Source organism: Mesorhizobium sangaii, from assembly GCF_014207355.1.
Taxonomy (GTDB): Bacteria; Pseudomonadota; Alphaproteobacteria; order Rhizobiales; family Rhizobiaceae; genus Mesorhizobium; species Mesorhizobium sangaii.
Window position 1 is genome coordinate 564,049 of the sequence record NZ_JACHEF010000001.1, and the last position, 20,579, is coordinate 584,627.

Sequence of the window (20,579 nt, forward strand, 5' to 3'; positions counted from 1 at the left end):
AGAGCCCAGGCTCAACTCCCTGTTGCACAAGGTGGTGGCGCTGGCAGTCGCGAGATGGCAGATCCAGCGGCCCTGAGCAGGCTACCCGGTACAAACTTTTGAAATTATTGGCGATCCCGACAGGATTCGAACCTGTGACCATCGGCTTAGAAGGCCGGTGCTCTATCCAGCTGAGCTACGGGACCGCTGGCCGGCCGCCGGGCCGGCTGAATACTTGACGCTGGCCGCCGGTCAATGCGTCCAGGGCGTCCTGCGGTCATAGCGGAAATTCTCCGCATAGGAAATCTGGCGGCGCTTGGTCTCTTTCGGCTCCTCGACGCGGAAGGCGAACCCTTCCTTTTCGGCGTAGGCCACCGCCTCTTCCCTCGTATCGAAGGTGAGCCTGATCTGGCTCCTCATGTCTCCCGACGTGGTGTAGCCCATCAAGGGGTCGATCTTTTTGCGCATCTCGGGGTCGAATTCCAGCACCCAATGGCCGGTCTTGGCCTTGCCGGACTGCATCGCGGTTTTGGCTGGGCTGAAAATGCGCGCGGACATGGCCACCTCGTTATTGTGCAAGGCAGCATCGCCACCCTGCGTCGTCATTACTGCGCAATGCGCAACACGGCAAGGTTTTTGCACTTGCCATGCAACACCGAAATGAATAGGCAACAGACCGTTCGGAGTGTAGCGCAGCCTGGTAGCGCATCTGGTTTGGGACCAGAGGGTCGGGAGTTCGAATCTCTCCACTCCGACCATCCCCTTAGACAATGCAATGTTGGCGCCACTTGCGCGACTGTATGGGCACGTTGCGCCGATTCCGGCTACGGGCCTTGTCCTGCTGAGAAATCCTAAATCTCGAACTCGCCCTGCCCCTCGTCCATGGCGCTGACGGTTTCGGCCGCCAATGCCCGCGTGATCGGTGTCTTGCGCTCGAGCGCTGTGCGGTCCAGCCGTTCCACCACACGCATCGCGGTCGCCAGCGAGCGCTCGATGCGGCGGACCAGATACTGCACGACATGCGGCTCGACCTCGACCTGGCGGTCGGCGAACAGCTTGGTGATGACGCCGGCGAGCAGGACGTCGTCGGGCTCATGGATCTCGACCGTCGCCGCCGCCTTCAGCCGCGAGGCCAGATCAGGCAGCGCAACACCCCAGGCCGATGGAAAGCGGCGCGCCGTCAACAACAGCGTCGAGCCGGCACCACGCACCGCATTGATCAGATGGAACAGGCCTTGCTCGTCCACCGCCCCGGTATCGACATCGTCGATCACTGCGGGCCGGGCGCCGAGATTGGCGATGGTGTCACCGATACGCCTGGCGTCGACCGCCACCGCGTTGGCGCGCGCACGCCAGATCGAGGCCAGATGCGTCTTGCCGGAGCCGGCGGGCCCGGCCAGCACCACCACCGGCGAGGGCCAGTCCGGCCAGCGGTCGACCAAAGCCACCGCTTGCGCATTGGTGCCGGAGACGACGAGGTCGTCGCGCGAATAGCCGGTGCCGTGGCCGAGATCGAGCGGCAACTGGCGCGGCGGGTCGGCTTTCTGGTCGCTCATACGGGCTCAGCCATGGGCCCGGCAAGGAACCTGGTCACCGGCCGGATCATGGCTTGATGGCCTTGCGCCGATCGGCCGGGAGCTCCGGCGCCGTGCTGCCATGGCCCTTGTAGAGCGGCGATTCGAGATAGCGGGCGATGGCAAAGCGCACCAGCACGGCAACTGCCGCCGAAGCCGGCACGGCAATCAGCAGGCCGACGAAGCCGAACAGCGCGCCGAAGGCAAACAACGAGAACATCAGCCACACCGGATGCAGGCCGACGCTCTTGCCGACCAGCCGTGGTTGCAGGATGTTACCCTCGATGAACTGGCCGATGAAAAACACCACCGCGACGGCGACGATCATCGCCCAGTCCGGCCAGAACTGGACGAAGGCGACGCCGACGGCCAGCACCAGTCCGGTGAGCGAGCCGACATAGGGGATGAAGGAGATCAGTCCGGCGAACAGGCCGATCAGGATGCCGAAATTCAGCCCGGTCAGCGTCAGCCCGGTGGCGTACATTGCCCCCAGCACCAGGCACAGCGTGCCTTGGCCACGCACGAAGCCGGCCGTTGCGGTGTTGATGTCCTTGGCGATGGCGCGCACCGTCGCGACATTGTCGCGCGGCACCCAGCTATCGATGACCGCAACCATGCGGTCCCAGTCGAGCAGCATGTAGAAGGCAACCACCGGCGTCACCACGAACAGGCTGACCACCGAGACCAGCGCCACGCCGGAACTCCAGATCGAGGTGAAGACCGTGGTGAGCAGGCCGAAGCCGGAGGTCAGCAGCGAATTCAGCCCGTCGCGCAAGCTATTGGCGTTGACGCCGAATTTCTGTTCCAGCCATTTCGGATCATACGACGTGATCAGGCTTTGCAGCCGGGTCAGATATTCCGGCAATTTGCCGGCGAAATCGGCCATCTGCGTCGCCAGCACGGGAATGAGGATGACGAAGGCCAGCACCAGCACGATGAGGAAGGTGATGAGGATGACCACCGTCGCCATGAAGCGGGACAGGCTAAGCCGCTGCAGCCGGTCGGCGACCGGATCGAGGAAATAGGCAAGCACCATGCCCGCAACAAAGGGCAACAGGATGGCACTGAAGACATAGAGAAAAAGCGCGAGCACGGCTGCGCCGGCCAGCCAGAAGAATATCTGCCGGCGGAAGGTGGAGGATGCGGCGAGATCGGCAGCCGCAGCCTCGATCACCGCCGCTTCTCTCTCAACCGCCGCTTCTCTCTCAGATGTCCGGATTGGAGCCTTCGCCATAGCCGCTCATATGCCTCAGCCAAGCCACGAGATAGGCCCCGGCCGAAGCCACGGTCAAGACCCCGGACAGCAATATGAGGGCTGGCCGCAGCGGGTCGAGGTGAACGGCAAGGGCGAGTTCGCCCAGCACAACCGCCGCCAGCACGATCTGGATGGCGGTGTTGGCCTTCGACACGAAAAGCGGCTTCATCTCGACTGGATGGGCCATGACGGACGACAACACAACGGCGCAGACGATCAGCGCGTCGCGCGACACCACAGTGACGACCAGCCACAGCGGCAATTGCCCGATGAAACCCATGACGATGAAGACCGAAACCACCAGCAGCTTATCGGCCATAGGGTCGAGATAGGCGCCGAGCCTGGACTGCTGGTTGAAACGGCGGGCGATGAAGCCGTCGACGCCGTCCGAAATGCCGGCAATGAGGAAACCGGCAAAGGCCCAGTCCCAGCGCGCCTGCAGCATCGCCAGCACCACCGCTGGCACCAGAACCAGGCGCAGGATGGTGATCAGGTTCGGGATGGTCAAATGCGTGCCTGTCGGGTTTGCTGGCTGATACATGATGGAGACGCAGGGTGGACGCAAGGGAGAAGCTGCCGATCTCTCCACGAGCGGAAGACTGGCATTTTTGGCGCCGCCCCCCACGCTTTTATCAGGGGGCAAAACTCCGGCATTCCGTCCGTTATCCTTGCGGACCGAAACCGTTCATGCGAAGAGCCCGCAAACGAGCAGGAAAATTGCGATGAGCAAGCGCGACACAAGCCAGCCCAAAATGGGCCAGCCCAAAACGGGCAAGCGCAAGAACGGGCTCACCTATGCCGAGGCTGGCGTCGATATCGATGCCGGCAATCTCATGGTCGAGAAGATCAAGCCGCTGGTGCGCGCCACGCGCAGGCCGGGCGCCGACGGCGAGATTGGCGGCTTTGGTGGCCTGTTCGACCTCAAGGCTGCCGGCTTCACCGATCCGGTTCTGGTCGCCGCCAATGACGGCGTCGGCACCAAGCTCAAGATCGCCATCGATGCCGGCAAGCACGATACGATCGGCATCGATCTCGTCGCCATGTGCGTCAACGACCTCGTCGTGCAAGGTGCCGAACCGCTGTTTTTCCTCGACTATTTCGCCACTGGCAAGCTCGATCCCGACCAGGGTGTCGCGATCGTCGGCGGCATTGCCGAGGGTTGCCGGCAGGCCGGCTGTGCGCTGATCGGCGGCGAGACGGCGGAAATGCCAGGCATGTATCACGGCAATGACTACGACCTAGCCGGCTTTGCGGTGGGCGCGGCCGAACGCGGGCAACTGCTGCCCACCGACGACATCGTCGAGGGCGACGTGCTGCTTGGGCTCGCCTCCTCGGGCCTGCATTCGAACGGATTTTCGCTGGTGCGCCGCATCGTCGCCGCCAGCGGGCTCGCCTGGAGCGATCCGGCGCCGTTCAACGACGAGGCGACGTTGGCCGAGGCGCTGCTCGAGCCGACCCGCATCTACGTCAAGTCGATCCTCAAGGCCATACGCGGCACGCATGGCATCAAGGCGCTGGCCCACATCACCGGCGGCGGCTTTCCTGAGAACATTCCGCGCGTGCTGCCCAAGGATTTTTCGGCCGAGCTCGACCTCGAGGCGATCGACGTCCCCGCGGTGTTCTCGTGGCTGGCCAAGACCGGCGGTGTTGCGCCGGAAGAAATGATGCGCACCTTCAATTGCGGCATCGGCATGATTTTGGCGGTCGCCTCCGGCCAGGCGGCGCAGGTCGCCGCCGTCTTGCAGGAAGCCGGCGAGACGGTGACGCCGATCGGCCGCATCGTGCCGCGCCGCGATGCCGGCGTCATCTACCGGGGCTCGATCGGCCTATGAGCGCGCAGAGGAAACGCACTGTTGTCCTGATCTCGGGACGCGGCTCCAACATGACCGCGCTGATCGCGGCAGCCAGCGACCCGGCTTTTCCTGCCGAGATCGTCGGCGTCATTTCCGACAAGGCCGACGCCGCCGGCCTCGGTGTCGCCAAGGCGCGCGGCATCGCCACACAGGTTATTTCCCGCGCCGGCCATGGCAGCAAGCAGGCGCACGACGCGGCGATCGATGCGGCACTTGCAGCATTCAATGCCGAGATCGTGGCGCTGGCCGGCTATATGCGCATCCTTACTCCCGGCTTCGTGCAGAAATGGCAGGGCCGCATGATCAACATCCACCCTGCCCTGCTGCCGGCGTTCAAGGGGCTCGACACCCATGCGCGCGCGCTGGCTGCCGGCATCCGCATCCACGGCTGCACGGTGCACTTCGTCACGCCCGAGATGGATGACGGCCCGATCATCGCGCAGGCTGCCGTGCCGGTGATGGTCGGCGACAATGCGGATACCTTGGCTGCCCGTGTGCTGAAGGCCGAGCACCAGCTCTATCCGCTGGCGCTGGGGCTGGTCGCCGAAGGCAAGGCGCGCATGGCTGCCGGCCGTACCGTGCTTGCCCACTTTGCCGACGATGCCGACAACGCCACCTCGGTGGTGATGGCGCCCGACCCGCTGCGCGAGGAAGCCGACCTCGAGCATTTGGCGCGGATAACCCCCTAAGCCGGGTAGATGGGGATGAAACAGCTTCTCCTGCTTCGCCACGCCAAATCGAGCTGGGAAGACCCTAAGCTCGCTGATTTCGACCGGCCGCTCGCCGGGCGCGGTTTGAAGGCCGCCGTGCTGATGGGACGCGAGCTTGCGGCGCGCGCCTGGCTGCCTGACTTGGCGCTGGTATCGACGGCGCTGCGAACCCGCGACACCTGGCGGCTGGTGGCGGCGGAGCTGCCTGCGCACCCCCGGGTCGCATTCACCGATGCACTCTACGATGCTTCGGCAGCGGATATTCTGAGCCAGCTGCGGCAGGCCGACGCTTCGAGCGACAGCTTGCTGGTGGTTGGCCACAATCCGGGCCTGGACGATCTGGCGAACCAGCTTGCCTCGCCGGAGTCGGAGGCCAAGGAGCGCAAGAGGCTCGAGGAAAAGTTTCCGACTGCAGCCCTTGCGCGCTTCGTCTTCGAGGGAGAGTGGTCCGGCCTGTCCTCGGCCCGACTGACGCATACTCTGCGGCCGAGGGATTTAGGCTAGGGTGCAAGACAGGTGTAACAGACAAGCTGCCGTGCACCCTGCTTAAGACATCAGTTGCCCCAAATGCCCTGGCCAGATTCGGGCAAGTCGATTGTGGCTTTCGTCTTGGTATCGGCAGCCTTGTAGCCAGCCATATCCGTGTTGTTGACCGCGCCAGTGATGGCATGATCGACGCCGGCGACCGGCGCAACCGTCTGGTTGGTATTGTCGGAGCCATAGTGGTCGCTGGCGGCGAAAGCGCTGCCTGTGGCAACGAGGATGGCGGTGGCGACGAGGGCAATCCTGTTCATTTTTCAAGTCTCCTGGTTCTTGGGTTGGGCGGCGTCTTGGGAGGACGGTTCCGCTAAGGACAAGACCCCAGGCAGTGCGGTTTTATTCCTTGAGACTGAACTTTTTGCCGACTGCGAAGATCGGTTGGCCCAGCGCGCCGTAGCTGGCGGCTATCCCTTTTGCGCAAAAACAAGAGCGGCGGGCCAAGCCCACCGCTCTTTGTAGTCAAGGTCTGCGTCGTGGATCAGCGGCCCCAGATGCCCTGGCCAGACTGAGGTGGTACGTTGGCATTGGCGTCAGCCTGTGCCTTTTCGGACTTCAGGATCGAGCCGGTGTGCATGGTGTCGATGTTGGAAACCGAATGGCTGGCGGCTGGCTGGTTGACGTTGCTGGAGCCATAATTGTCGCTGCTGGCGAAAGCGGTGCCCGTGGCAACGAGGACGGCGGCGGCGGTGAGCGCTATCTTGGTCATTTCAAATACTCCTGATCGAGGATTGATGGTTCTGGTCTGGGAGGGGCTGGACAGACGCCGGCTTACCGGCCCCAGATACCCTGGCCGGATTCCGGCTGGTTCGAATCGGGGGTCAGCCTGAAGCCCTGATGCTCGACTGGCCTACGGATCGAAGCCGTGAAGCTATGGTCGATTCTACCAACGGGCGCGGACACGGCCGGCTGGTTGACATTGTCGGAGCCATAGTGGTCGCTGCTGGCAAAAGCGGTGCCCGTGGCAACGAGCATGGCGGCGGCGGTAAGAGCGATCTTGGTCATTTTCTTAACTTCCAGTAGTTCTCAGTTCAGTCCGTCTAGTGGCGTGCCCTTGGGAGGAATTTCGCGTCGCTCGGACCACACCGAAATGGGTTTTCCGTTCGCCGACTTCCAATCACGAAGATGTTCCTCCGCGCTCCGAATCCAGGCCTTGAAACGAGGCCAGTAGCTGAAGCTGTTAGAATTTTCGTTATAAATATCAGATGGTTATCAGACGCATTAGCGAACCGTACGGTCGTCCGCCGAGCCGGCGTTCACCATCTCATCACGGTCCGTCAACATAAATTGAACCGACTGGTTCGATCGACAGTCGGCACTTGCGGCCACAAGCCCGGATATGCGCCGTAGGTACAAGAGATCCGGTGGCTTGCGCGGCCCAGCCTGCAAAAAACCCATTGTCATCAGCCGCAAGACCGCATTTATCTTGCGTTGAAATCGATACTGTCGCTCATTTCAGTCGGCATTGTCGGACGCCGCGGCTGATCAGGCCCGAGGCGGTGACTGAAGGCGGCGGATAGTGAGACAGCGATAGAAATGCGGCTGTTGCTTGTCGAAGACAATCTCGAACTGGCCGACTGGCTGGGCAAGACCCTGCGCCAGGCGAACTATGTCGTCGACGTCGTCCATGACGGCGAGGATGTCGAACACGCGCTGGCCGCCGGCGGCCACGCGCTTGTCATCCTCGACCTGGCATTGCCGCGCATGGGTGGCCTCGAAGTGCTGCGCATGCTGCGGGCGCGCGGCAACCGGGTGCCGGTGATCGTGCTGACCGCCAACGCCAGTCTCGACGGCCGGGTCAAGGGCCTCAATGAAGGCGCCGACGACTATCTGGCGAAGCCGTTCCAGATCGAGGAACTGGAGGCGCGCATCCGCGCGCAGTTGCGCCGCGCCAATGACCGCACCGCGCCTGTGGTTGCCTGCGGCGATCTCGTCTTCGACACCAACACGCGGCTGTTTTCGCTGGCCGGCGAAACGCTGGCGCTGACACCGCGTGAGCATGCGGTGCTCGAACAACTGATGGTCAAGGCCGGACGCACGGTGAGCAAGGCAGCACTGTCGGCGGCGATCTACGATTTCGAGACCGATGCCGACCCCAGCGCCATCGAAATCTATGTCCACCGTGTGCGCAAGAAGCTTGAAGGGTCGCGCGTCCAGATCGCCACCTTGCGTGGCCTCGGCTATCTCTTGCGTCATGAGGAGTAGCAGCCTCCGCCTGCAGTTGCTGGCCTGGGTGGTGCTGCCGCTCGCCGGGCTCGCCACCATCAATCTGTGGACCAGCCATGGGAACGCCCTGGCCACCGCCGACCTGGTCACCGACCGGATGCTGCTGGCTTCGGCACGAACCATCGCTGAACAGGTCGCCATGACTGACGGCGTGCTCGATACCTCGATTCCACCGGCGGCGATCGAGATGTTCGATACCGGCGATCGAGACAGTGTCTACTACCATGTCAAGACTGCCAGGGGGCGGCTGCTGACCGGCTATCCCGACCTGCCGGAGGCGCCGAAGCAGCCCAGCGTCGAGGCAACCTATCGCGATCACCGGCTGCGGCTGCTTACTTTCAGCCACACCGTGGTCGGCGCCGGAGACGACTCGCCGATATCCGTCACCGTTGGCGTCACGCTTGCCGGGCACGATGCGATGGTGCGGCATTTGTGGTTCAACGCTTTCGCCCAGCAACTGGCGCTGGTCGCTATTGCCGGCATCTTCGTGCTGCTCGGCCTGCGTCGCGGCCTGGCACCGCTAATCAGGCTGCGCGACGCCGTGCGGTCGCCAAGCCGCAGCGATCTCGATCCCGTGGAAGTACCAGGCGCGCAAAGCGAGATCCGGCCGCTCATCGATGCACTGAACGCCTATATGGAGCGGGTGCGGGCGCAGATGGCGGCGCAGCGCCGCTTCATCGCCAATGCGGCGCACCAATTGCGCACGCCGCTGGCGTTGCTCTCAACGCAGGCGAGCTACGCGCTGCGCGAAACCGTCCCCGACGCGCGCCAGGAAGCGCTGGTGGCGCTGCAGGCTAGCTCCGGCAGACTGGCGCGGCTGGCCGAACAGCTCCTGACCCTGTCGCGCGCCGAACCAGGCAGCCGGCGGCCACGCGCCGACCTCGTCGACTTGACCGAAGCCGCCCGCCACGTGCTCGAAACGCAGGCGCCGACGGCAATCGGTCGCAACATCGATCTCGGCCTTGAGGAGGCCGGACCCGTGCCGGTCATCGGCGACGGCACCATGCTGCGCGAGATGATCGTCAACCTTGTCGACAACGCGCTGCGCTACTCGCCGGCCGGCGGCAGCGTCACGGTGAAGCTGGCGGCCGTTGACGACGAAGCCGTGCTGACGGTCACCGACGACGGGCCCGGCATCCCGGTGGACGAGCGAGACCATGTTTTCGAGCGCTTCTACCGCGTTGCCGGATCGACCGAGGAAGGCAGCGGGCTTGGCCTCGCGATCGTGCGCGAGGTCGTCGAAAATGCCGGCGGCCGCGCCACCCTCGGGGATGGCGCGACCGGCGGCCTGGTGGTTGAAGTGCGGCTGCCGCTGTCGAGCAGCTAGGTTATGTCGCCGCTCACTGCGTTTCATGCAGTGGCTGAGGACGCCATTTCGCCAGGCGATTCTCGACCATGGTCATCAGATATTCGGCACCGAGCGCCACCACCATGACGATGATGATCGCGGCATACATGCCGGCGGCGTCGAAGGATCCCTTGGCGATGTTGATCAGCAGGCCGATGCCGTAACGCGAACCGACGAACTCGCCAACGATCGCGCCGATGATGGCAAAGCCGAAGCTGACATGCAGGCTGGCGAAAATCCAGCTCATCGCCGAAGGGACGATCACCGAACGGGTCAACTGCCAGTTGGATGCACCCAGGATACGCGCATTGGCGATCATCGCCCTGTCAGCTTCCCGGACGCCCTGGAAGGCATTGTGGAACACGACGAAGAAAACCATCACGAAGGCAAGTGCCACTTTCGAAGCGAGGCCGAGGCCGAGGATCATGATGAAGATCGGCGCCAGAACCACGCGCGGAATGGAGTTGATCACCTTGATGTAGATGGAGAAGATATCGGCGGCCATCCGGTTACGGCCGAGCGCGACGCCGATGATGATACCGGCAACCGAGCCGGTCACAAAGCCGATGACCGATTCCTCCATTGTGACATAGAGGTGGTACCACAGAGGCCCCTCCGACGTTCCTTCTGTCGTCCACTCGTACAGCCGCTGCGCGATCGCGCTCGGCATTGCGTAGAAGAACGGATCGATCCAGGCTTGGCGCGCGGCGATTTCCCACAGGCCGAGAAAGGCGATCAGAATGGCGACCCGCCAGAATATCACGGTGCGGCGGCGGTGCCGTGCCGCCTTCGCGGCGGCTGCCTCGATTTCCGCATCCGAAGTGCCCGGCCTGAAAGCTCCTGCTTTGATGTCAATGGCGGCATCGGTCATGGCGTTCCTCCTCAGGCTGCGGCGCGCGCATAGCTGGTTTCGACCTCTTCTTTGAGGTCGGCCCAGATCGTGCGCGAGTAATTGATGAAGCTCTGCTCGTAGCGGATATCGGCGACCACGCGCGGGCGCGGCAGATCGATGGTGTAGACCGACTTCACCGTGGCCGGTCCGGCAGTCAGGACATAGACCTTGTCGGCGAGCGCAATCGCCTCTTCGAGGTCATGCGTGACGAAGACCACCGAAGCCTTCGCCTCAGACCACAGGCGCAGCAATTCCTCGTGCATCAGCACGCGTGTCTGCACGTCGAGCGCGGAAAACGGCTCGTCCATGAGAAGAATCTCGGGTCCGTTTATGAAAGTCTGGGCCAACGCCACACGTTTGCGCATGCCGCCGGAAAGCTGATGCGGATAGTGCTGCTCGAAACGTGACAAGCCGACACGCGCCAGCCAGTCGCGCGCAGCGGCCGCAGCGTCAGGCTTCGCTCTACCGCGAAAAAGTGGACCAGCCATCACGTTTTCGATCACCGTTCGCCAGGGAAACAGGGCGTCACTTTGGAAAACAAAACCAATGCGCGGGTCTATTCCCGTGACCGGCGCCCCCATGACGCGAACCTCGCCGGCACTTGGGCTTGCCAGCCCCGTGACAAGGTTGAGGGTGGTGGACTTTCCGCAACCGGTCGGGCCGACAACGGCGACGAATTCGCCGCGTTCGACGGTCATGGTGAAATCGCGCAACGCTGTCAGCGATTTGCCGGTGGGTGAAAGGAAACGCCGGCTGACGTTGATCAGCTCGATCGCTGGTGCATTTTTTTCAATGGCCATGGTGGAACTCCTGGGTACGAGCAAACGCCCGCCGTCGGCCCAAGGCCGCCGGACGTGAAAACTGACGGGCACCGGCGCGATGTCGTTCATCGCGCCGGCACTGTCTGCTACTTGGCGTTCTTGACGAATTCCGACGTGTAGGTCTTGGAGAGGTCGATCTGCTTGCCCTGCAGTTCCTTCTTGAAGGCTGAAAGAACCGTCAGCACCGTCTCAGGGCCCCCTTCGGGCATTATCCCGTCCGGGGTGAACATTGCCTTGCCTGCATCGAGGGCCTTCACGTAACCCTCCTTGTCGCCGACATAATAGTCCTTCGGCATCTTGTCGGCGATTTCGGCGCCCGTATGGGTGTTGATGAATTTCTGCGTCTTGACGAAGGCATTGGCCAGCTTCTGCACGGTGTCCTTATGCGCTTCGACCCAATCGGTCTGCATATAGAGGGAGGCGGCCGGGTAGGTGCCGCCGAGAGCAGCCTTGGTGCCTTCCATTGTGCGCATGTCGATGAGAACGGACGCTTCGCCGGTCTTCAGCAGTCGCGTGATCGTCGGCTCGGTCGTCATGCCTGCCTGGATCTTGTCCTGCTGCATGGCGGCGATGAAGGTGGTGCCGGCGCCGACCGGAACCGAGGTGAAGTCACCGAGCTTCAAACCGTTTTTGACGGCGAGATATTCCGTAAGAAAATTCGTCGATGAGCCAAGACCGGTCACGCCCAAGCTCATTCCCTTGAAGTCGGCAGGCGATTTGATCTCGGGGTGTTTCGCTGAAACAAGCTCGACCTCGCCCGGCGCCTGGCTGAACTGGACGATGGATTCGACGAATTTGCCCTTTGCCTGCAGATCGATGCAATGATCGTAGAAGCCGACAACCCCTTGCACGGCACCGGCGAGCATCTCGTTTTCGGCATCGACGCCGGCCGGTTCATTCAGCAACTCGACATCGAGACCCTCGTCCTTGAAGTAGCCGAGCGCTTCGGTCAGCTTGGCGGGCAGATAGATCTGTTTCTCATAACCGCCGACCATGATGGAAACCTTTTCGTCGGCGCGCGCGGACGGCGCGGACAAGGCCATGGTGGCGACGAGTGCGGTTGTGGCGGCTGAATCAAGCAGTATTCGCGCGAGCGACATGGCCTCTTCCCTTTGTTCGTTTCCCGCGCCCTCTCTCTCCCATCGCTTTCCGCGACAAATATGGGCGCGCGCCCAAGACTTATGGCACCAACCTTTCATTCACCTTTCAAGGCCGAGCCGAAAGTCACCGCAAACCTTACGGATCGGTAAGCCGATGCTGACCCGATCATGATCTGGATAGAGCCAGTTTGGCTAATCACGAGATGCCGTCGCGGACCGTTCGCCTCGCTCGATCGCTCAATCCCAGCACATCGCGCATGTCATATTCACCGGGCGGGCGCCCCGCGACCCAGAGTGCGGCGGCGATGGCGCCACGGGCAAACATGGTGCGGTCGCCGGCCGAATGCGACAAGGTCACGGTCTCGCCCTCGGCGCAGAAGCTGACGCTGTGCTCGCCGACGATGCTGCCGCCGCGCATCACCGCAAAGCCGATCTCACCAGGCGGCCGCGGGCCGGTGACGCCATCGCGAACGCGCCTTGCGACCGTAGCCAGTTCGATGCCGCGTCCGCTGGCGGCGGCCTGTCCCAGCATCAGCGCCGTCCCCGACGGCGCATCGATCTTGTGGCGATGATGCGCCTCGACAATCTCGACATCCCAGTCGTTGGGATCAAGCGCTCGCGCCGCCTGCTCGACCAGTCCGACCAGCATGTTCAGCCCAAGCGAAAAGCTGCCGGAGCGGACGATGGCGATGGTTTTCGCGGCATCGGTCGCCAACTCGGCGGCATCGAAGCCTGTCGAGCCAATGACCAGGGCTGGCCCGCCGCGTTCGGCGCAAAACCTGGCCAGATCAGCCGAGGCCGCCGGCGTGGTGAAATCGATGACCACGTCGGCCGTGGCAAGCGCCTCGTCGCGGCCCACCAGCGCCTCGCCGACAATGCCCGGTCGGTGGAAGCTGGCGGCGAGCGCCAGTCGCGCATCGGCCTGGACGGCGTCCGCCATCTGGCGGCCCATGCGGCCAAGCGCACCCGCGATTGCGATCCTGATCGGTGGTTGGGGCATGGCGCTATCCCGCGGCTATTTCCACATGCCGCGCATGCGCGCGCCAATGTCGACGCGCACCTCCGGCCGAGGCGCCCTGCCCTGTGCCGCCTGCGCGCTCGGCCACGAGACCTGCTGGAAGGCGGCAAGGATGGAGGCCGGGATGAAACGGGTGCGCGAGGCATAGAGGTGGCGGTCGCCCCGCGCCGCCTGGCCGTGCGGAAAGAAGCGCTGCGGCATGACCAGGCTGAGATTGTCCTTGGCCCTTGTCATCGCCACGTAGAGCAGCCGGCGCTCCTCCTCGATGTCCTCCTTGGTGCCGACCCCAAGATCGGCAGGAATGCAGCCGTCGACGGTGTTGAGCACGAAGACATTCTTCCACTCCTGGCCCTTGGCCGAATGGATGGTCGACAGGATCAGATAATCCTCGTCGCGGTGCGGCGGTCCGGCCTGGTCGCTGGTGGCGTCCGGCGGGTCCAGCGTCAGCTCGGTGAGGAAGCGTTCGCGCGAGGCATAGCCCGAGCCGATCTGCTCGAGCTGCAACAGGTCGGCCCGGCGCGTGATCGCATCCTCGTGGATGCGCTCCAGATGCGGCTCGTACCAGAGCCTGACCTGTTCGAGATCGGCCGGCCATTTGGCGCCTGCCCGCAGGCTGGAATAGAGCGCGACGAAGCCCGGCCAGTCATCGGCCGCGCGTTGCGGCGGGCGCCAGCCGGCAAGGCCCATAGCCTCATCCAGCGCCGTGGTCATGGTCTCGACGATCTGCGCGGCGGCCGAAGGACCGATGCCCGGCATCAGCTGCAGCACACGGAAGCCGGCGACACGGTCGCGCGGGTTTTCGGCAAAACGCAGCACCGCCAGCACGTCCTTAACGTGAGCGGCATCGAGGAATTTCAAGCCGCCGAACTTGACGAAAGGAATGTTGCGCCGCGTCAGCTCGATCTCCAGCGGGCCGCTGTGGTGGGAGGCGCGAAACAGCACCGCCTGCGATTTCAGCGCCGTGCCAGCTTCTCGTTCGGCCAGAATGGTCTCGCAGACGAAATTGGCCTGCTCGACCTCGTCACGCACGGTCACCAGCCTTGGCTTGTCGGTGGATTTGCGCTCCGACCACAGGTTCTTGGTGAAGCGCTCCGAGGCCTCGCCGATCACCGCATTGGCGGCGGCCAGGATGGTCTCGGTCGAGCGGTAATTGCGCTCCAGCATGACCACGTCGGCGGCCTGCGCGAACTGCCGGGGAAAATCAAGGATGTTGCGGACCTCGGCGGCACGGAACGAATAGATCGACTGCGCATCGTCGCCGACCACCGTCAGACCGGCGCCATCGGGCTTGAGCGCCATCAGGATCGATGCCTGCAGCCGGTTAGTGTCCTGGTATTCGTCGACCAGTACATGGTCGAAACGCCCACCCAGATGCGCGGCTATTTCGGGCTCGGCCGCCATCTGCGCCCAGTACAGCAGCAGGTCGTCGTAATCGAGTACGTTCTGCGCCTGCTTGGCCTCGACATATCCGGCGAACAATTGCTTCAACTGCTCCGCCCAGCCGGCACACCAGGGAAAGGCGGACCCCAGCACTTCGCCCAGCGGCGCCTGCGCATTTACCGCGCGCGAATAGATGGCAAGGCAGGTGCCCTTGGTCGGAAAGCGCGCCTCCGTCTTCGAGAACCCCAACTCATGCCGGATCAGATTCATCAGGTCGGCTGAATCCTCGCGATCGTGGATGGTGAAGGCCGGATCGAGGCCAATCTCCAGCGCATAGTCGCGCAGCAACCGGGCGCCGATGCCGTGAAAGGTGCCGGCCCAGGTTAGCGCATCGGTGATCACCGCGGCGTCGCGGCCGAGCACCTCGCCGGCGATGCGCTCGACGCGCCTGGCCATTTCGGACGCGGCGCGGCGCGAAAAGGTCATCAGCAGGATGCGGCGCGGATCGGCCCCCTTGACGATCAGATGGGCGACGCGATGCGCCAGCGTGTTGGTCTTGCCTGAACCGGCGCCGGCAATGACCAGCAGCGGTCCTGCAATCTGGCCGTCGCCATGCTCGACGGCGAGGCGCTGGGCGTCGTTCAGCCGGGCGAGATAGGCAGGCTGGACGGTCGGTTCCCGAAAGTTCGAATCAGGCGTGGCGAGGTTCATCGCCCATCAAGCATCGTTTCTGCTTTGTTCGCAACGCCGATGCGAGAATGTCCAACTGCCCCGCAGCCGAAGCATGACAGCCGTGCCTAGCGCTGGGGATCGATCCCCATCGCAGCCGACTGGCGGCGCAAGGTCTCACGATCATGTTGCGATGGCGGCAGCAGCAGCGGGTCGACCGTGTCGGGCACGTCCTCGACCATCTTCCTGGCGATACGGTAAGTGACATAGGCCAAAGCGCCGGTGACAAGCAGACGGAACATGGTTGCAACACTCCATTGGAGCAGGACCAACCGGGGAAACGGCATTTGGTTCCCCTGCCGACCGTCTTGACCGCATAGTAGAAGATCGAGGCGCGGCGAATAGAGCTTCTTGGAGAAGAAGGCCGGCGCCGCTTGGGAGGAAGAATGAAGCGCCGGCCAAGCGGATAAATCAGGTCCGCCGCAACAACAGGCTAGCTGAGTCTTTCCCCTGCGTCACCGGGTGATTGTCTTCGTCAAACGCTGACAACCTGCACGTCGCCCCATCACGCCCGTGTCTCGACCATCATCCCGGCAATTTCCTTGAGGAGTTTCGCCGCCACGATGGCGGTCAGCTTGGCGATGTCGCGAAGCGGGTTTAGTTCAACGATATCAGCCGCCACGATCGGCTGGTTGACCGATTGAATCAGGTTGATGACCTGACGGGTGGTCAGACCGCCGGGTTCGCGGTGCGAGACGCCTGGCGCAAAGGCCGGGTCGAGCCCGTCGAGGTCCATCGAGATGTAGACCGGCGCGAAATCCTGGTCATCGGCGTCCGATCTCCGTCAACGGGGAATTTCAGTAAACGCGGGAGCTGGCAGGCGATAGCGATGGTGTTTTGGGCCAGCGGCGGGCGCGCCCTGGCAATCAAAACACAATCAACTCCCGGCTTCTCCGCCCAGTCTTTGCCTGACCATGGCGACATGGAAATCCGTGCCGAACAGCAGCCCGTCATCATTGAAGTCGTAGCTCGAATTGTGCAGCGGCGCCGACGCCTCGCCATTGCCGAGGAAGACGAAACAGCCCGGCACATGGTCGAGGAAGCGGGCGAAATCCTCCGAGGCGGTCATCGGCTCGCGGGCGACGGCAATGTTGCCGAGCTCGAAGACACTTCTTGCGGCAGCAAACGCCGCATCGACCAGTTCGGCATCGTTGCTTAGCGGCACGAATTCGCGGCTGTAGTTGACCTCGGCGGTGACATTGTAGGCGGCGGCGGTGCCCTCGGCGATGATGCGCATCTGCCGCTCGATCTCGGCGCTGACCTCGGGGCGGAAGCTGCGCGTATCGCCGAGAATGCGGGCAAGACCGGGCAGTGCGTTGCGGGTGCCGTCGGTGATCAGCTCGGTCACCGAAACCACTGAGATATCGGCCGGGCTCAGCCGGCGCGAGACGATGGTCTGCAGATTGGTGACCAGCGCACAGGCGGCGACCAGTGTTTCGTTGCCCGATTGCGGTCGCGCGGCGTGGCCGCCGAGCCCTTTCAGCACGATCTCGAAATTGTCCTCGGCCGACATGATCGGGCCGGCGCGGGTCTCGAAGTGCCCGATCGGCAGGCCGGGCATGTTGTGCAGGCCAAAGATTTCGTCGAAGGGGAAGCGTTGCATCAGGCCATCGTCGAGCATGGCCAATGCGCCCTTGCCCCATTCCTCGGCCGGCTGGAAGACGAAGCGCACGGTGCCGTCGAAACCGCCCTCGGCGGCCAGGCGTTTTGCGGCACCGAGCAGCATGGTGGTGTGGCCGTCATGGCCGCAGGCATGCATGACGCCGGGATTGCCGGAACGGTAGGGCGTGGCGGATTGCTCGGTGATGCGCAGCGCATCCATGTCGGCCCTGAGCGCAATCGCCCGGTTGCCGCTACCGCGCTTCAGCGTGCCGACGACGCCGGTGCCGCCGACGCCCTCGGTGACATCGTCGAGGCCGAATTCGCGCAGCTTGGCGGCAACGAAGGTCGCGGTGCGCCTTTCCTCGAAGCCGAACTCCGGATGCGCATGCAAATCGCGCCGCCAGACAATCATCTCCTGCTTCAGCGCGTCACGATCGAATTCGGACATTTCTTCTGTCCCCCTGACCTATTTCGCAAGGTCTGTGACCACATCAAGCAGGATGTTGGCGCCGGCAACAAGGTCGGCATCCTCAGTGTGCTCGCGCGGATTGTGGCTGATGCCGCCGGCGCTCGGCACGAAGATCATCGCCGCCGGCGCGATGCGCGCCATCATCTGTGCATCGTGACCGGCGCCTGATGTCATGCGTTTGACGCCGAGGCCGCGGTTTTTCGCGGCAGCCTCGATCAGCTCGACAATGCGGATGTCGAAGATCACCGGCTCGAAGCGGGCCAGCCGCTCGACCGAGATCGTCACGCCTTCGGCGACGGCAAGCTGTTCGAGACAGGCAGCAAGTGCGGCCTCCTCCGCCTGCAGGCGCTGCTCATCGGGATGGCGCAGATCGACGGTGAAGACGGCCTGGGAGGGAATGACGTTGATTGCATTCGGCTCGAAGCGGATCGTGCCGACGGTGGCGACCGTCGGCGTGTTCGAGGCTTTGGCCCTGTCGTGCAGGAAGGTGATGACCCGCGCGGCGGCGTGGCCGGCGTCGCTGCGCATCGACATCGGCGTGGTGCCGGCATGGTTGGCGACGCCGTCGATGGTGATGCGTTGCCAGGAGATGCCTTGCAGATTCTCCACCGCGCCGATCGGCACGCCTTCGCGCTCCAGCACCGGCCCCTGCTCGATATGCAGTTCGAGATAGGCGTGCGGCTTGAGGAAGCCGGGCTCCTTGTCGCCGGCATAGCCGATCCGGGCAAGCTCCTGCCCGAGCACGCTGCCGTCGGTGCCGACAGCCGCCAGCACTGTCTCGAAGCCGATGCCGCCGGCATGGACCAGCGAGCCCATCATATCGGGGGTGTAGCGCACGCCCTCCTCATTGGTGAAAGCGGCGATTGCGACCGGGCGCGGCGGCGAAAAGCCCGATGCCTTGAGGGTCTCGATCACCTCCAGCCCGGCGAGCACGCCGTAGCAACCGTCATAGATGCCGGCATCGATGACCGTATCGATATGCGAGCCGATGAGCAGTGGCGCCTGCCCGGCATTGTCCGGGCTTTGCCAGATGCCGAAGATGTTGCCGACCCGGTCTATGGCGACATCGAGCCCGGCCTGCCGCAGCCAGCCAACGAAGAGGTCGCGGCCCAGCCTGTCGGTGTCGGAGGCGGCCAATCGGATCAGCCTGCCCTCACTGTCACGGCCGACGGCGCCGAGTTCACGGATACGGCCAAGCAGGCGCTGCGCGTCAACCGCGATCACAGCGTTGCTGCCGCAAGCATCTTGCCGGCCAGCACATCGGCCGGGCTCATACCGACCAGTTCGGCATAGCGATGCGGGTCGGTGGCCCCTTCGGTGTTGATCACCAGCACCCGGGATTTGCCGTCGAGCCCAAGGTCGGCCTGGTGGTCGGCCACTGCCCGGATCAGCCCGGCAAGGCCGACGCCGCCGCTTTCGCCGGCGACGATCACCGGATCGCCGGCACTTGGCTGCGCCAGCCGCCGCATCACCGCGATGGCCTCGTCCTCATCCACCGTCATGAAGGCGTCGGCGGCACGCGCCAGCACCCGCCAGGCGACCGGAGAGGCCTCGTAGCATTCCAGCATCGCCATGACCGTCGCCTCGCCATGCGCAACCTTCACCACGCGCCCCGCCTGGGCGGCCGCGACAACGCACGCGGCACGCGCGGGCTCGACCACGATGAAGGTCAGCCTGGCATCGCCGAGCACGATGGCAAGATAGCCGGCGACCGCGGCGGCAATGCCGCCGACACCGGCCTGCACGAAGACATGGGTCGGAGGCTCCCGGAGCTGGCGCAGTGCTTCACGCACGATCGCCGTATAGCCCTGCATGACGAGGCCGGGAATGCGCTCATAACCAGGCCACGAGGTGTCGGAGACCACGGTCCAGCCCTTCTGAGCCGAAACTTGAGCGGCTTGCCTGACCGAGTCGTCATAGTTGCCATCGACGCGGATCATCTCGGCGCCATAGCGCGCGATGGCGGCGATGCGCTCCTCGCTGACGCCGGCGTGGACGAAGATCGCCGCACGCGCCCCGACGAGTTGCGCACCTTGCGCGACCGACCGGCCGTGATTGCCGTCGGTGGCGCAGGCAACCGTCATCGTCGCTGCAACCGCCCGGACATCCGGCTGATCAAGGTCGGCCACATCGACGGGTCGACCAAGCGACCGACCTGCCTCTTCCAGCACCAGACGGAAGACTGCATAGGCGCCGCCCAGCGCCTTGAAGCTGCCGAGGCCAAGGCGAAAGCCTTCATCCTTGACATGCAAGGCGCCGAGGCCGAGTTCAGTCGCCAGCGCCGGCAGCGCATGCAGCGGCGTTATGCAGTGATTGTCGCGATGGGCAAGGAAACGCTCGACCGTGTCAGCCCCGGCGACCCCAAGCGTTTCGGCATCGGCCGGGTCGAGCGGTTGGCGGTGCAAGACATTGTGGTTGGGCAGGAACACTGGGCGATTGGGCAGGAACACTGGCGGCCTCCTTGGCAGTTCAGCGAGAACATATTGCAGGATCGGCGCAAAAAGCGCTGTAATGCGACCCTCGAAATGCAAGTTTGTTTCGTCAGGGATGTCTCGATTGCCTGCATTGCCACCCTCACTCGACAGTTTCGATCTCGCCATCTTGCCATCCTACAGCGGGACAACACGACGCCGCAGCGGCTGATCGGCGAAGCCGTCAACCTTTCGGCGCCGGCAGTGCAACGCCGCATCAAGCGCATGGAACAGACCGGCGTCATTGCCGGCAATGTTGCGCTGGTCGCGCCGGCGGCGGTCGGCCAGCCGATCACCATCTTCGTCGAGGTGGAACTCGAGAGCGAACGCACCGAACTCATCGACGCGGCCAAGCGGCAGTTCTCGGCCGCCCCGGAAGTGCAGCAATGCTACTACGTCACCGGTGAGGCCGATTTCATCCTGATCATCACCGTGGCCGACATGGGCGCCTACGAGGCGCTGACGCGAAAACTGTTCTTCGACAGCAACAATGTGCGGAAGTTCCGCACCTTCGTCGCCATGGACCGCGTCAAGGTCGGGCTGACGGTGCCCTTGCCCGGATGAGAATTTGCTGGCAGGCACGCTCCGGCTGCCATGCTTTTGACATTCTCCGGA

General features: G+C 63.9%; 22 protein-coding genes, 2 tRNA genes and 1 pseudogene. 7 read left to right on the forward strand and 18 right to left on the reverse strand.

Features of this window, described 5'->3' with window-relative positions; translation table 11 throughout:
• Positions 1-108: 108 nt before the first annotated feature.
• Positions 109-185, reverse strand: a tRNA-Arg gene (locus HNQ71_RS02895).
• 46 nt (positions 186-231) lie between these two features.
• Positions 232-537, reverse strand: a complete 306-nt coding sequence (locus HNQ71_RS02900) for an ETC complex I subunit (RefSeq protein ID WP_095086744.1) — start codon at positions 535-537, stop codon at positions 232-234.
• A gap of 123 nt (positions 538-660) precedes the next feature.
• On the opposite strand from HNQ71_RS02900, the gene HNQ71_RS02905 reads away from it, so the two are divergent.
• A tRNA-Pro gene (locus HNQ71_RS02905) sits at positions 661-737 on the forward strand.
• A 93-nt stretch (positions 738-830) separates the two neighbouring features.
• Here the strand turns inward: HNQ71_RS02905 and hdaA are convergent.
• From hdaA to HNQ71_RS02920, 3 genes are read right to left on the reverse strand one after another with little or no spacing between them, the layout of a single operon-like run.
• A complete protein-coding gene (hdaA, locus tag HNQ71_RS02910) occupies positions 831-1,535 on the reverse strand; it encodes a DnaA regulatory inactivator HdaA (protein ID WP_184871092.1) in 705 nt (234 codons plus the stop codon).
• A 46-nt stretch (positions 1,536-1,581) separates the two neighbouring features.
• A complete protein-coding gene (locus HNQ71_RS02915; RefSeq protein WP_184871093.1) occupies positions 1,582-2,787 on the reverse strand; it encodes an AI-2E family transporter in 1,206 nt (401 codons plus the stop codon).
• Positions 2,759-3,316, reverse strand: coding sequence for a CDP-alcohol phosphatidyltransferase family protein (locus HNQ71_RS02920; RefSeq protein WP_184872217.1), 558 nt, complete (start codon positions 3,314-3,316; stop codon positions 2,759-2,761). The genes HNQ71_RS02915 and HNQ71_RS02920 overlap by 29 nt, the downstream gene beginning before the upstream one ends.
• Before the next feature lie 214 nt (positions 3,317-3,530).
• On the opposite strand from HNQ71_RS02920, the gene purM reads away from it, so the two are divergent.
• Genes purM through HNQ71_RS02935 form a run of 3 tightly spaced genes read left to right on the forward strand, consistent with a single transcriptional unit; the run spans position 3,531 to position 5,875 of the window.
• A complete protein-coding gene (gene purM, locus HNQ71_RS02925) occupies positions 3,531-4,640 on the forward strand; it encodes a phosphoribosylformylglycinamidine cyclo-ligase (protein ID WP_281391353.1) in 1,110 nt (369 codons plus the stop codon).
• On the forward strand, positions 4,637-5,350 hold the full coding sequence (purN, locus tag HNQ71_RS02930) for a phosphoribosylglycinamide formyltransferase (protein ID WP_184871094.1): 714 nt from the start codon (positions 4,637-4,639) through the stop codon (positions 5,348-5,350). The genes purM and purN overlap by 4 nt, the downstream gene beginning before the upstream one ends.
• A 15-nt stretch (positions 5,351-5,365) precedes the next feature.
• A complete protein-coding gene (locus tag HNQ71_RS02935) occupies positions 5,366-5,875 on the forward strand; it encodes a SixA phosphatase family protein (protein ID WP_184871095.1) in 510 nt (169 codons plus the stop codon).
• Positions 5,876-5,925: 50 nt separating this feature from the next.
• On the opposite strand, the gene HNQ71_RS02940 is transcribed toward HNQ71_RS02935, so the two are convergent.
• From HNQ71_RS02940 to HNQ71_RS02950, 3 genes are all read right to left on the reverse strand, one after another.
• A complete protein-coding gene (locus tag HNQ71_RS02940; RefSeq protein WP_184871096.1) occupies positions 5,926-6,165 on the reverse strand; it encodes a DUF680 domain-containing protein in 240 nt (79 codons plus the stop codon).
• 224 nt (positions 6,166-6,389) lie between these two features.
• Positions 6,390-6,617: a DUF680 domain-containing protein gene (locus tag HNQ71_RS02945; protein WP_184871097.1), complete on the reverse strand. Its 228-nt coding sequence runs from the start codon at positions 6,615-6,617 to the stop codon at positions 6,390-6,392.
• A 62-nt stretch (positions 6,618-6,679) separates the two neighbouring features.
• A complete protein-coding gene (locus HNQ71_RS02950) occupies positions 6,680-6,913 on the reverse strand; it encodes a DUF680 domain-containing protein (RefSeq protein ID WP_184871098.1) in 234 nt (77 codons plus the stop codon).
• A gap of 531 nt (positions 6,914-7,444) precedes the next feature.
• On the opposite strand from HNQ71_RS02950, the gene HNQ71_RS02955 reads away from it, so the two are divergent.
• Positions 7,445-8,113 carry a response regulator gene (locus HNQ71_RS02955; RefSeq protein ID WP_184871099.1) on the forward strand — a complete coding sequence of 223 codons (669 nt, stop codon included), beginning with the start codon at positions 7,445-7,447 and terminating at the stop codon, positions 8,111-8,113.
• Positions 8,103-9,461: a sensor histidine kinase gene (locus tag HNQ71_RS02960; protein WP_184871100.1), complete on the forward strand. Its 1,359-nt coding sequence runs from the start codon at positions 8,103-8,105 to the stop codon at positions 9,459-9,461. Before HNQ71_RS02955 ends, HNQ71_RS02960 begins: the two co-directional genes overlap by 11 nt.
• Positions 9,462-9,474: 13 nt before the next feature.
• Here HNQ71_RS02960 and HNQ71_RS02965 read toward each other — a convergent pair whose 3' ends face one another.
• The 10 genes from HNQ71_RS02965 to HNQ71_RS03010 form a co-directional block, all read right to left on the reverse strand.
• A complete protein-coding gene (locus HNQ71_RS02965) occupies positions 9,475-10,353 on the reverse strand; it encodes an ABC transporter permease (protein ID WP_184871101.1) in 879 nt (292 codons plus the stop codon).
• Positions 10,354-10,364: 11 nt separating this feature from the next.
• Entirely contained in the window at positions 10,365-11,174 is an 810-nt protein-coding gene (locus HNQ71_RS02970; protein WP_184872219.1) for an ABC transporter ATP-binding protein, read from the reverse strand.
• Positions 11,175-11,281: 107 nt separating this feature from the next.
• A complete protein-coding gene (locus HNQ71_RS02975) occupies positions 11,282-12,238 on the reverse strand; it encodes an ABC transporter substrate-binding protein (RefSeq protein WP_425492188.1) in 957 nt (318 codons plus the stop codon).
• 253 nt (positions 12,239-12,491) lie between these two features.
• Positions 12,492-13,295, reverse strand: coding sequence for a 4-hydroxy-tetrahydrodipicolinate reductase (dapB, locus tag HNQ71_RS02980; RefSeq protein ID WP_184871103.1), 804 nt, complete (start codon positions 13,293-13,295; stop codon positions 12,492-12,494).
• Positions 13,296-13,310: 15 nt separating this feature from the next.
• Entirely contained in the window at positions 13,311-15,404 is a 2,094-nt protein-coding gene (locus HNQ71_RS02985) for an ATP-dependent helicase (protein ID WP_184871104.1), read from the reverse strand.
• Positions 15,405-15,490: 86 nt separating this feature from the next.
• Complete coding sequence (locus tag HNQ71_RS02990) at positions 15,491-15,664, reverse strand: hypothetical protein (protein ID WP_184871105.1); 174 nt, start codon at positions 15,662-15,664, stop codon at positions 15,491-15,493.
• Positions 15,665-15,927: 263 nt separating this feature from the next.
• Positions 15,928-16,164, reverse strand: coding sequence for an arginase family protein (locus HNQ71_RS02995; RefSeq protein WP_343068106.1), 237 nt, complete (start codon positions 16,162-16,164; stop codon positions 15,928-15,930).
• A 135-nt stretch (positions 16,165-16,299) separates the two neighbouring features.
• On the reverse strand, positions 16,300-17,472 hold the full coding sequence (locus HNQ71_RS03000; RefSeq protein WP_184871107.1) for a M20 aminoacylase family protein: 1,173 nt from the start codon (positions 17,470-17,472) through the stop codon (positions 16,300-16,302).
• A gap of 18 nt (positions 17,473-17,490) precedes the next feature.
• On the reverse strand, positions 17,491-18,717 hold the full coding sequence (locus HNQ71_RS03005; protein WP_184871108.1) for an allantoate amidohydrolase: 1,227 nt from the start codon (positions 18,715-18,717) through the stop codon (positions 17,491-17,493).
• Positions 18,714-19,922, reverse strand: a complete 1,209-nt coding sequence (locus tag HNQ71_RS03010; protein WP_184872220.1) for a diaminopropionate ammonia-lyase — start codon at positions 19,920-19,922, stop codon at positions 18,714-18,716. The genes HNQ71_RS03005 and HNQ71_RS03010 overlap by 4 nt, the downstream gene beginning before the upstream one ends.
• Positions 19,923-20,040: 118 nt before the next feature.
• Between HNQ71_RS03010 and HNQ71_RS03015 the strand changes: the two are divergent.
• Positions 20,041-20,528 (forward strand): annotated as a pseudogene (locus HNQ71_RS03015) (Lrp/AsnC family transcriptional regulator).
• Positions 20,529-20,579 lie beyond the last annotated feature (51 nt).

Bases quoted from the DNA above. Each gene is read 5' to 3' on its own strand.
- HNQ71_RS02915 (WP_184871093.1), bottom strand. From the start codon at position 2,787: ATGGCGAAGGCTCCAATCCGGACATCTGAGAGAGAAGCGGCGGTTGAG.
- purN (WP_184871094.1), top strand. From the start codon at position 4,637: ATGAGCGCGCAGAGGAAACGCACTGTTGTCCTGATCTCGGGACGCGGC.
- HNQ71_RS02945 (WP_184871097.1), bottom strand. From the start codon at position 6,617: ATGACCAAGATAGCGCTCACCGCCGCCGCCGTCCTCGTTGCCACGGGC.
- HNQ71_RS02975 (WP_425492188.1), bottom strand. From the start codon at position 12,238: ATGGCCTTGTCCGCGCCGTCCGCGCGCGCCGACGAAAAGGTTTCCATC.
- HNQ71_RS02955 (WP_184871099.1), top strand. From the start codon at position 7,445: ATGCGGCTGTTGCTTGTCGAAGACAATCTCGAACTGGCCGACTGGCTG.
- HNQ71_RS02970 (WP_184872219.1), bottom strand. From the start codon at position 11,174: ATGGCCATTGAAAAAAATGCACCAGCGATCGAGCTGATCAACGTCAGC.
- HNQ71_RS02935 (WP_184871095.1), top strand. From the start codon at position 5,366: ATGAAACAGCTTCTCCTGCTTCGCCACGCCAAATCGAGCTGGGAAGAC.
- HNQ71_RS02965 (WP_184871101.1), bottom strand. From the start codon at position 10,353: ATGACCGATGCCGCCATTGACATCAAAGCAGGAGCTTTCAGGCCGGGC.
- hdaA (WP_184871092.1), bottom strand. From the start codon at position 1,535: ATGAGCGACCAGAAAGCCGACCCGCCGCGCCAGTTGCCGCTCGATCTC.
- HNQ71_RS03000 (WP_184871107.1), bottom strand. From the start codon at position 17,472: ATGTCCGAATTCGATCGTGACGCGCTGAAGCAGGAGATGATTGTCTGG.
- HNQ71_RS02960 (WP_184871100.1), top strand. From the start codon at position 8,103: ATGAGGAGTAGCAGCCTCCGCCTGCAGTTGCTGGCCTGGGTGGTGCTG.
- HNQ71_RS02985 (WP_184871104.1), bottom strand. From the start codon at position 15,404: ATGAACCTCGCCACGCCTGATTCGAACTTTCGGGAACCGACCGTCCAG.
- HNQ71_RS02990 (WP_184871105.1), bottom strand. From the start codon at position 15,664: ATGTTCCGTCTGCTTGTCACCGGCGCTTTGGCCTATGTCACTTACCGT.
- purM (WP_281391353.1), top strand. From the start codon at position 3,531: ATGAGCAAGCGCGACACAAGCCAGCCCAAAATGGGCCAGCCCAAAACG.
- HNQ71_RS02900 (WP_095086744.1), bottom strand. From the start codon at position 537: ATGTCCGCGCGCATTTTCAGCCCAGCCAAAACCGCGATGCAGTCCGGC.
- dapB (WP_184871103.1), bottom strand. From the start codon at position 13,295: ATGCCCCAACCACCGATCAGGATCGCAATCGCGGGTGCGCTTGGCCGC.
- HNQ71_RS02940 (WP_184871096.1), bottom strand. From the start codon at position 6,165: ATGAACAGGATTGCCCTCGTCGCCACCGCCATCCTCGTTGCCACAGGC.
- HNQ71_RS02950 (WP_184871098.1), bottom strand. From the start codon at position 6,913: ATGACCAAGATCGCTCTTACCGCCGCCGCCATGCTCGTTGCCACGGGC.